This window comes from Amycolatopsis halotolerans, from assembly GCF_042647905.1.
Lineage (GTDB): Bacteria > Actinomycetota > Actinomycetes > Mycobacteriales > Pseudonocardiaceae > Amycolatopsis > Amycolatopsis halotolerans.
This window is the reverse complement of sequence record NZ_JBHRWI010000020.1, coordinates 639,342-648,419: the sequence shown is the minus strand read 5'-3', so window position 1 is coordinate 648,419 and position 9,078 is coordinate 639,342. Positions and strand designations below refer to the sequence as shown.

The window sequence follows — 9,078 nt, the reverse complement described above, 5'->3', positions numbered from 1 at the left end:
ATCTCCAAGCGCTTCGACAACGCCGTCGCCGGCGGCAACGGCCTCCTGCTCGGCTGAGGCCCGCAGCGCCCCAAGGGGCCCGGCCTCGCGATGGCCGGGCCCCTTTATTTCGCTTGACCTGAAGTGCACTGGAGGTGTGAGAGTGGAACCCATGGACGTCGACGCCTACCTCGCTCGCCTGGATCTGCCGGTGCCTCCGGCGGCAGACCTGGCCGCACTGCGCCAACTGCAGGAACGACACCTGATGCACGTCCCGTTCGAGAACCTGAGCGTGCACCTCGGGGAACCCGTCGAACTCACCGAAGAAGCACTCTTCGACAAGCTCGTGCGCCGCCGGCGGGGCGGATTCTGCTACGAGCTGAACGGTCTTTTCGTCGCCCTGCTGCGAGAGCTGGGCTTCGCCGCGACGCTGCACGCGGCTCGCGTCTTCAACGACGCCGGCGTGCCCGGCCCGCCGCTGGACCACGCCGCCATCCTCGTCCAACTCGACGACGAGCAGTACCTGGTCGACGTCGGCTTCGGCAAGTTCAGCCGGCAACCGCTGGCGCTGTCCGCGGTCGAGCCGCAGAGCGACCCCGAGGGCGACTACCTGCTCCTGGATGCCCCGTACGGCGACGTGGACGTCCTGCGCGACGGCAAGCCCGAGTACCGCCTGGAGCGCCGCCCGCGGCAGCTGTCGGACTTCGGGCCGATGGCGTGGTGGCAGTCGACGTCGCCGCAGTCGCACTTCACTCAGACCCTGACCTGCTCCCGCCCGACCGCCCAAGGCCGGGTGACGCTGTCCGGCGACCGGCTGATCGAGACGGTGGACGGCGTGCGGAACGAGGTGCTGCTGCCGAACGACGAGGCCGTGCGGTTGGCGTATCACGTGTACTTCGGGCTCCGGCTGCGTCGGTTGCCGGTGCGGCCGGGCGAGCATCCGCTCGGGGCCTCTGGCGACGCGCTGACTACGTCGTGAGTGCTTGTCGCGGTGAGAACCGCGATGAACACTCACGACCCACTTGCTGAACGCCCTTGCCCCATCCGCCGCGCCCCCTGACCATGAACAGAGCCCCGCATCCCGGGGTTCCCAGGTTGCGGGGCTCTGTCCGTTCCCGAACTGACTGCCGCTCCCACCACGAAGCGGACATGTATGAGGTTAGCCTAACCTCACCGGCGGAAGCAAGACCGTCCCAGCGGAGACCTCAGTCTCACCCTCCCGAGTGACAACTTTTGGCGGTCTCCACTGGCCCTGACAGCCATTACCGCAGGTCAGACCCGTTCCCGGGGCAGGATCCGCAGGCCGTTGCCGAGCCGCCGGGGCAGCCGGACGCCCCCGCGCCGGATCAGCACCACCGCGCACACCACCGCCGCGATCGCCGAAATCGCGCCGCCGATGTAGAACGGCGACCGGCCGCCGAACGCGTCGGCCATCCAGCCGGTCATCGGCCCGCCGATCGGGTTTCCGCCGATCAGCACCAGCACGTAAATGCCCATCACGCGGCCGCGCATCTCCGGCGACACCGACGTCTGCACCAGCGCGTTCGCCGTGTTCAGGAACGTGATCGTGGCGAAGCCGAGCGGGATCAGCCCGATTCCGAACGCCAGGTACGTCGGCATGAACGCGGTGGCGAACTCGAACACCCCGAGCAGCGCCGCGGACACCAGCATCAACCGCACCCTCGGCTGGCTCTTCACCCCGCGTCTCGCCGAAGCCAGAGCACCGGTGAAAGTGCCGACCGCGACGAGTGTGGACAGCAGGCCGTAGCCGTCGGCTTGGGTGTGGAAGACGTTCGCGGCGACGATCGGCAGCGACGTGAAGTAGGTGATGCCGAACGTGCTGACGAAGAACATCAGCACCATCACGGTCACCAGATCCGGCCGTCCGCGCACGTAGCGCAGACCCTCCATCAGCTGGCCCTTGGCGCGCGGGATCGCCGGGCCGCGGAACAGTTTCGCCGGGTTCATCAGCGCGACCCCGGTGATCACCGCGAGCGTGCTCGCCGCGTTCGCGATGAACAGCCAGCCGGTGCCGACCCAGGTGATCGCGAACCCGGCGATGGCCGGGCCGACGATGCGCGCCATGTTGAAGATCGACGAGTTCAGCGCGACGGCGTTCGCCACCTGGTCGCGGCCGACCATCTCGGCGACGAACGACTGCCGCGTCGGCACCTCGATCGCCGAGGTCGTCCCGAGCATCACGCAGAGCAGGTAGACGTGCCACAACTGGGCCACGCCGGTCAGGTCGAGCACGCCGAGCAGCACGGCCTGCAGGCAGTTCACCGCCTGGATGAGCATCAGCAGCTTGCGCTTGTCGACGCGGTCGGCGAGCACGCCCGCCCACAGCGACAGCAGCAGCGTCGGGATGAACTGCAGCGCGACCGCGACGCCGAGCGCCACCGGGTCGTTGCCCGACAGCGTGAACACCAGCCAGTCCTGTGCGATGCGCTGCATCCAGGTGCCGATGTTCGAGATGACCTGGCCGCTGAAGAACAACCGGTAGTTCCGCACGCGCAGCGACGAAAACATCGTGCGGCGGGTCTTGGTTTCCGGCGATTCCGGGGTGGTTTCCGGGCCGGAAGACGATTTCCCGGCCGGGGCGGGGGCGCCGGGTGGAGCGGAGCCGGACGGCGGCGGTGCCGTGTCCCGGGTAGCAGTGGATTGGGCCGGACATCCTGTTTCGCTACCCGTGGTGGTCACCTGTGCTAGTTCCCCGCCATCCTGTCGATGATCTCCGCGGCTCGGGAGAGCACTTCGAGCTCTTCCTCGCCGAGTTCGGCCAATTGCCGGTCCAGCCACGCCTCCCGCACCGAGATGGCCTTGCGCACGAACGTGAGCCCGTCGTCGGACAGCTCGACGATGGCCTGGCGGCCGTCGGTCGGGTGCGGCCTGCGCTCGACGAACCCCATCTCCTCGAGCGCGGCGATGACCCTCGTCATCGAGGGCGGCTGGACGCCTTCCTTCGCGGCGAGCTGACCTGGGGTCAGCGGGCCGCACTTGTGCAGGGTGGACAACGCCGCGATCTGCGTGAGCGACACGTCGTCAGCCACCCGCTGTGCCCGGAGCCTGCGATTGAGCCGCACCACCGCGAGACGCAAGCGGCTCGCCAAGGAACGCTCGTGCGGGTCGCCGGACATATAGTTAGCATACCTCACGACCTGCGCCGCCGGTCTACGCCAGTCAGCTGAGCGCGGCCTCGATCGGCCCGACGGCGAAGTACGCGACGAACGCCACCGCGATCACCCACATCAGCGGGTGCACCTTCCTGGCCTTGCCGGTGACCGCCTGGATCACGACGTAGCTGACGAATCCGGCGCCGATGCCGTTGGCGATCGAATAGGTGAACGGCATGACGACGATGGTCAGGAACGCGGGCAGCGCGATCTTGAAATCGGTGAAGTCGATGTCGCGGACCTGCGCCATCATCAGCGCGCCGACTACGACCAGCGCCGGAGCGGCCGCCTCGACCGGCACCACCTGGTACAGCGGGGTCAGGAACATCGCGGCGATGAACAGCAGCCCGGTCACGACGTTCGCCAGGCCGGTCCGCGCGCCCTCCGCGATGCCGGACGCGGATTCCACGAAGACCGTGTTCGAGCTGGCCGAGCCGAACCCGCCGGCCGCGCCCGCGAGGCCCTCGACGAACAGCGCCTTGCCGACGTTCGGCAGCTGGCCGTCCTTGCCGACCAGTCCCGCTTCCTTGCCGAGGCCGGTCATCGTGCCCATGGCGTCGAAGAAGTCCGCGAGGACGAGGGTGAAGACGAGCAGCACCACGGTGATGATCGGCAGCCGGGTCCACGCGCCGAACGACACGTCGCCGACCAGCGACAGGTCCGGGAGTCCGATGACCTTGCCCGGCAGCGCCGGGTAGCCGAGGTTCCAGCCCTTCGGGTCGGTGCCGTTCGACGGCCCGGCCTTCACGATCGCCTCGACCACGATCGCCAGCACGGTCGAGCCGAGCACGCCGATCAGGATCGCACCCTTGACGCGCTTGGCCACGAGAACCGCGGTGAGCAGCAGTCCGACGACGAACACCGCGGTCGGCCACGAGGCGATGGAGCCGCCGATGCCGAGCCCGACCGGCACCGTGGTGTGCGCGTCGTCCGGCAGCCGGCGCACGAACCCGGCGTCGACCAGGCCGATCAGGCAGATGAACAGCCCGATGCCGACCGCGATCGCGGATTTGAGCGCGGGCGGCACGGCGCGGAACACCGCGGTGCGGAAGCCGGTGAGCACGAGCAGGACGATGATCACGCCCTCGATGACCACCAGGCCCATCGCCTCCGGCCAGCTCATCTGCGGCGCGATGGTGACGGCGAGCAGGCTGTTGATGCCGAGCCCGGTGGCGATGCCGAACGGGTAGTTCGCGACGAGGCCCATCAGGATCGTCAGCACGCCGGCGACCAGCGCGGTCACGGCCGCGACCTGCGGGACCGGGAGGATGTGGCCGAGCACGTCCTTGTGCGCGGACGGGGTGTCGGCGGCGAAACTGCCGATGATCAGCGGGTTGAGGACCACGATGTAGGCCATCGTCACGAACGTGACCACGCCGCCGCGGATCTCCCGCCCGGTGCTCGACCCGCGTTCGCTGATCCGGAAGAAGCGGTCCAGAGTGGACCCGGCCCGTTCGCGCTGCTCCGCCATTTCCCCGCCTGTCTCGCTGTTCGCCCGGGGTAAGCTCTGGGTCGTGGAAGAACCGACCAGTGCCCCGGCTGCCTTGCGGCACACGCCGGACCTGCCGAAGCGGCTCACCGACCTGACGCCGGTGGTGATCGTAGGTACTGCGCTCTGGCTTGTCGCGCTCGTGGTGCTGTTCTTCACCAGCGGGGGCGTCTGGTTACAGACCTGTGTCGCCGGGATTGTGCTCGGGGGGATCGGGTTCGGGATCATTTTTTGGCAGCGCGCGGCGGCTCGGCGCGGGTCCAAGTCGGCGCAGCGGCTTTAGAGCTCGTGTGCGCTGATCGCGGTTCTCACCGGGATCAGCACTCACGACGTCAGTTCAGCAGGGTGCGCGGCGCGGGGTCTTCCAGCAGCGCGGTGATGCGGTAGCGCTCGCCCCAGTGGTCGCTCGCCCAGGCGAAGGCGCGCGCCAGCCCCTCGGACGTGTCGGCCGCGTGCAGCCGGTCGTCGGACCACCATGGCACCTCGGCCGGTTCGCCGTCGACCGTCACGGTGAGCGGATCGTGCAGCAGCACGCCACCGTCCGGCAGCGGGATGCCGAGCTGATCCGCCGCGAGCGCGAGGGCAGGCAGATCCGCCCACGCGACGTACTCGCCAGTGCTCGCGACCTCGGCCTTGAGACTGCTCGCGACCGGGACGTCGAGAAGCTCCGCCAACCGCTCCGGCTCGACCGGCGCGACCAGGATCCTGGCCGGTTCGAGCGCCGCCGCGACCCACGGCACGTCCAGCACCACGGCTTCCTCGACGACGCTCCCGTCCGCCGCGCGGACTCGTGCTGGCGCGTCGACGTCGGACACGGCGATCGGCGCGGCCACCAACGCCGCGTGCGCACGGGCGATTAGCCCCGGCGTCGGCGTGCGTTGCGCATCGCCGAGCCTTTCGAGCAGATCGGTGACGTCTTCCGCGGTCTCCAGATCCAGCCCGGTCCGGACACCGACCGCGCGGAGCAGCTCGTCACTCAGCTCAAGATCCGGCACCGGGTCGTACAGCCCCGCCAGCGCGGTCGCCGAAGCGAGCCGCCACGCGCCGGGTGCCTCCCCGGCCAGCAGGGCGTAGCGCGCGAGCCACCAGCCCGCGTGACCGTCCGGACTGTGCAGCGCCTGCCACGTTTCCGGACGCGCCGCGATCAGCCGGAGCGCGTCGGGCCAGGCGTCGTCCGCGACGAGGTCGAGGTCCCGAATGGACACCACCGTCGTCGGCGGCTGCTCGAACGAATCCCACCACTGCTCTTCGTCCGGCAGGTGGTGATCAGGTTCGTGCGGCTCCTCGTCCAGCACGACCGCGAACGAGTCAAGCACCTTCGCCGCGACGAGCGTTTCGGTCGGCCAGTCCTCGACGAATTCCTCGTCCAGCACGGAAAGCGCGCCACCGGGCTCGAACACCTCGGGGTCGATCACTTCCAGCAACGGCGACGTCGGCAGCATCAGCTCGTCCGCGCGCCGCCAGCCGTCCTCCGAGGGCAGCGCCAGCGCGCCGATCCACTCCGGCGCCTGGTTGCCGCAATCCGCGACCAGCCGGAGTACCGCACCGGCGAGGTTCATTCCGTCCAAACCGGACTGAACGTCGGTGACACTGTGCTCTACCGCGTACTGCAGCTGTTCCGCTTCGAGCAGCTGGCGCGCGTCAGCGTGCTTGGCTCCCAACAGTTCCAGCAATTGATGCGCCGCACCCGGATGCACCAGCCGGAGTCCTGGAACGTCCACATCGGACAGAAGTTCGCGAAGCTCGCTGCTGCCGTCGACGAGCAGCGCACCCTTGACACCCGGCAGCGTCCGCCCGTCCGACAACGGAACCGGCAACCCGTCCAGCTGATTCGCGCTGAGCGCATGACTTTCGACCGCGACCGCCAGCGCCGCGTACAGCTTCTGCCACCAGTCGGGTTCGCGATCGATGCCAGTCAGGACCTCAAGAACGTCGCCGATGCTGAGGATGTTCGCGGAGACCGGCTTGAGCAACCGCGGGTTCGCCTCGACCAGCCCTGGGATGACGTCCGCCAGCAACGGAGCCAGCCCGTCGATGTCGAGCACCCGAGCCCGCTGCCCCGAGACTTCCTGACCGTCCACTGTGGCCAGCCAGGGTTCCCGCGCGAGTTCGGCGTACACCAGCTCTTTCAGCTTCGCGTCCACAGTGGACTGCGGAAACCCTGCGGCAGGAACCAATGCTGGTCGATGCTCTGCTTTGACCGCCCAAACCAGCCCGACGTACTCACCAGCCGCCTTCTCCAACGCCCGAGTGAGTTCTTCCCCGGGAAGCACCCGCCGCCGAGACGGCTCCAACGGCACTTCCGCGATCAACCGAGCCGGAAGCGAAAGCCCCTCGTCGGTCGGCGTCGGCGCGTGCAGCAAATCTTCCTCAAGCGGCCGCGGCACCCCTTCAGCGTCAACCGGAATCGCCCAGACGCCGCGCTTCAGCCACCGCTGATGCCCGCTCGGCGAAGTGATCTCAACGATCTCCTCGCCGCTCCGAGTCCACTTGCGACCGTCCACTTCGGCCTCAGCGAGCCAAGGGAGCGCCAGCAAGAGATCCCCGATCTCGTTCGCCAGCCCGTTGAGCAGCTCTCTCCCGGATTCCTTGAGCGGCAACCGCACCTCGGTGGCAAACCCGTCGCCCGGCTGTTCCGTAATGGGAAACGGCAGCCGCAACACCGGAACGTCGCCGTCCCGCCCGGATTCCTCCCGCGTGCGCTGCGCCGAAAACGCAACCCCGCCGGTAGCGGAAATGACACGAGGCTCGTCCGTGACCGTGAGAACAGCCGCGAACCCGACCCCGAACCGCCCGACGGTCCCCTCCTTGGCCGACGCCCGCAACGAAGCCAGCGATTCGACCCCGCGGACGTCCAACGGCGCACCAGTGTTCGCGAACCGCAGCTCACCGTCCACAACGGACACTCGGATCCGCCCCGGCGCACCGGCGATCTGCGCGGCGTCGGCGGCGTTCTGCGCCAGCTCGACGAACAACCGATCGCGATACGCGCCGACGCGAAGGTCACGTTCGGAGTTGGTGTCCTCTATGAAGCGGGTAGGCGAGTCGCGCCAGGCGCTCAGGACCGCTTCCCGCAAGCGAGCTGTCCCGAAAGGATCAGCCGCTCCCCCAGGGACTTCGCTCACCGGAGGACATCGCTCCCGTCGGAGTCGCCGTGCCGCTCTTCGCCGTCGGCCGGAGCAGCGTCCGGTGCGACCGACTCGACGACAACCTCAGCAGCAGTACCCGCCGCCGAACCCTCGACGACGCCCGCATCCTCGACCGGCGCCTTCACCGCATCCGCAGCCTCAGCCTCAGTCTCGGTCTCGGCGGGCACGTCAGCCGTGGTGTCCGCGGCCGCATCCGCCGTCGCGGTCTCCGCGGCAACTGGCTCCGCGGCAGCGTCGGCAGCAGATTCCTCAGCGGCAACCGGCTCGGCAGCCGCGTTCTCGACCGGCTCGACCGGCTCAACCGCGTCCGAAGTTTCAGTCGCGTCCGAAGTCTCGACCTCGTCCGAAACTGCCTCCGCAGCCGCAGCCTCCTCAACAGCCACTTCCGCGGCCGTCTCGGGCTCCACCGCCGCCACCGAGGCCGTCTCCTCAGCCGCAGCAGCCGCCGCTTCCTCGACTACGACCGGGTCCGCGACCACCTCCGGCTCAGGAGCAGCCTCCGGAACCGGCGTGAAGTCGATCAGCGAGTCGTCGTAAACCAGTTCCGCGACCGGGACCGAGGAGGTCACCTCGACCCGCACCTCCGAGTGCGCCCCGCACCCGTAAGCCACGTCCACGACATGCCCGTCCGCGGGCGCGATGTCGTTCGTGCACGCACCGAACGCCCCGCGCAGCGAACCCGCCAGCGGCACGAAGAAACCACAGGTCCCGCAGGTCGCGGGCGCGCTCCGGGCCATGTCCGAGCGCGGGCCGAACTCGCCGCCGTGCCAGCGGGCGGCCGCGTCGGACCGGCCGTAGCGCGAGAGGACCTGCACCCGGCCGAGGCCGACCTCGTGGGCCGCTTCCTCGACGGCCGGGTCGTCCGACTGGAGGTACGCGGGCGAGAGGCGCGGGTCGTCCTTGTCCGCGGGGAACAGGTCGCCGACGCCGAGGTCGCCCGCGCGCACCCGCTGCTCCCACGGCACCCAGGCGGGCGCGACCAAGGCCTCGGGGCCCGGCTGCAGCACCAGCTCGCTCACCGTGACCGGCTCGTCCGGCCCGGCCACCGCGACGGTGACCGACCAGCGCCAGCCCCGGTACCCGGGCACCGACGCCTCGAAAAGGTGGCTCGCGGAAACCGCGTCCTCGCGCTCCACCCCGACGTGCTCGCCGACCTGTTCAGCGGGGGCTTCCGCCAGCACGGCCTCCCGCGCGTCCGCCGCGGCGTCCGCGAGCTTCCGGTGGAGAGAGCCGTCGTCCAGGGTCAACAGCAGCGTCATGCCCCCAATTGTGCCGCACGCATCCGCGC

General features: G+C 69.4%; 7 protein-coding genes. 2 read left to right on the top strand and 5 right to left on the bottom strand.

Features of this window, described 5'->3' with window-relative positions; genetic code table 11:
• The first annotated feature begins 151 nt into the window (after positions 1–151).
• Positions 152–958 (top strand): arylamine N-acetyltransferase family protein, encoded by an 807-nt coding sequence (locus ACFORO_RS18160; protein WP_354750595.1) that lies wholly within the window; start codon positions 152–154, stop codon positions 956–958.
• A gap of 293 nt (positions 959–1,251) precedes the next feature.
• Here the strand turns inward: ACFORO_RS18160 and ACFORO_RS18155 are convergent, their stop codons facing one another.
• The 3 genes from ACFORO_RS18155 to ACFORO_RS18145 all read right to left on the bottom strand — a co-directional run bounded on the left by ACFORO_RS18155 (position 1,252) and on the right by ACFORO_RS18145 (position 4,623).
• Complete coding sequence (locus ACFORO_RS18155; RefSeq protein WP_354750596.1) at positions 1,252–2,508, bottom strand: MFS transporter; 1,257 nt, start codon at positions 2,506–2,508, stop codon at positions 1,252–1,254.
• A 176-nt stretch (positions 2,509–2,684) separates the two neighbouring features.
• On the bottom strand, positions 2,685–3,116 hold the full coding sequence (locus ACFORO_RS18150; protein WP_037807762.1) for a MarR family winged helix-turn-helix transcriptional regulator: 432 nt from the start codon (positions 3,114–3,116) through the stop codon (positions 2,685–2,687).
• Between the two features lie 43 nt (positions 3,117–3,159).
• A complete protein-coding gene (locus ACFORO_RS18145) occupies positions 3,160–4,623 on the bottom strand; it encodes an NCS2 family permease (protein WP_354750597.1) in 1,464 nt (487 codons plus the stop codon).
• A gap of 73 nt (positions 4,624–4,696) precedes the next feature.
• Here ACFORO_RS18145 and ACFORO_RS18140 point away from each other — a divergent pair, with 73 nt between their 5' ends.
• Entirely contained in the window at positions 4,697–4,924 is a 228-nt protein-coding gene (locus ACFORO_RS18140; protein ID WP_354750612.1) for a DUF2530 domain-containing protein, read from the top strand.
• Positions 4,925–4,973: 49 nt separating this feature from the next.
• Here ACFORO_RS18140 and ACFORO_RS18135 read toward each other — a convergent pair whose 3' ends face one another.
• The gene (locus ACFORO_RS18135; protein WP_377870970.1) at positions 4,974–7,766 is read right to left on the bottom strand and encodes a sacsin N-terminal ATP-binding-like domain-containing protein; all 2,793 of its coding nucleotides are present in this window, start codon (positions 7,764–7,766) and stop codon (positions 4,974–4,976) included.
• Entirely contained in the window at positions 7,763–9,049 is a 1,287-nt protein-coding gene (locus ACFORO_RS18130) for a DUF3027 domain-containing protein (protein WP_377870971.1), read from the bottom strand. The genes ACFORO_RS18135 and ACFORO_RS18130 overlap by 4 nt, the downstream gene beginning before the upstream one ends.
• Between the last annotated feature and the right edge of the window lie 29 nt (positions 9,050–9,078).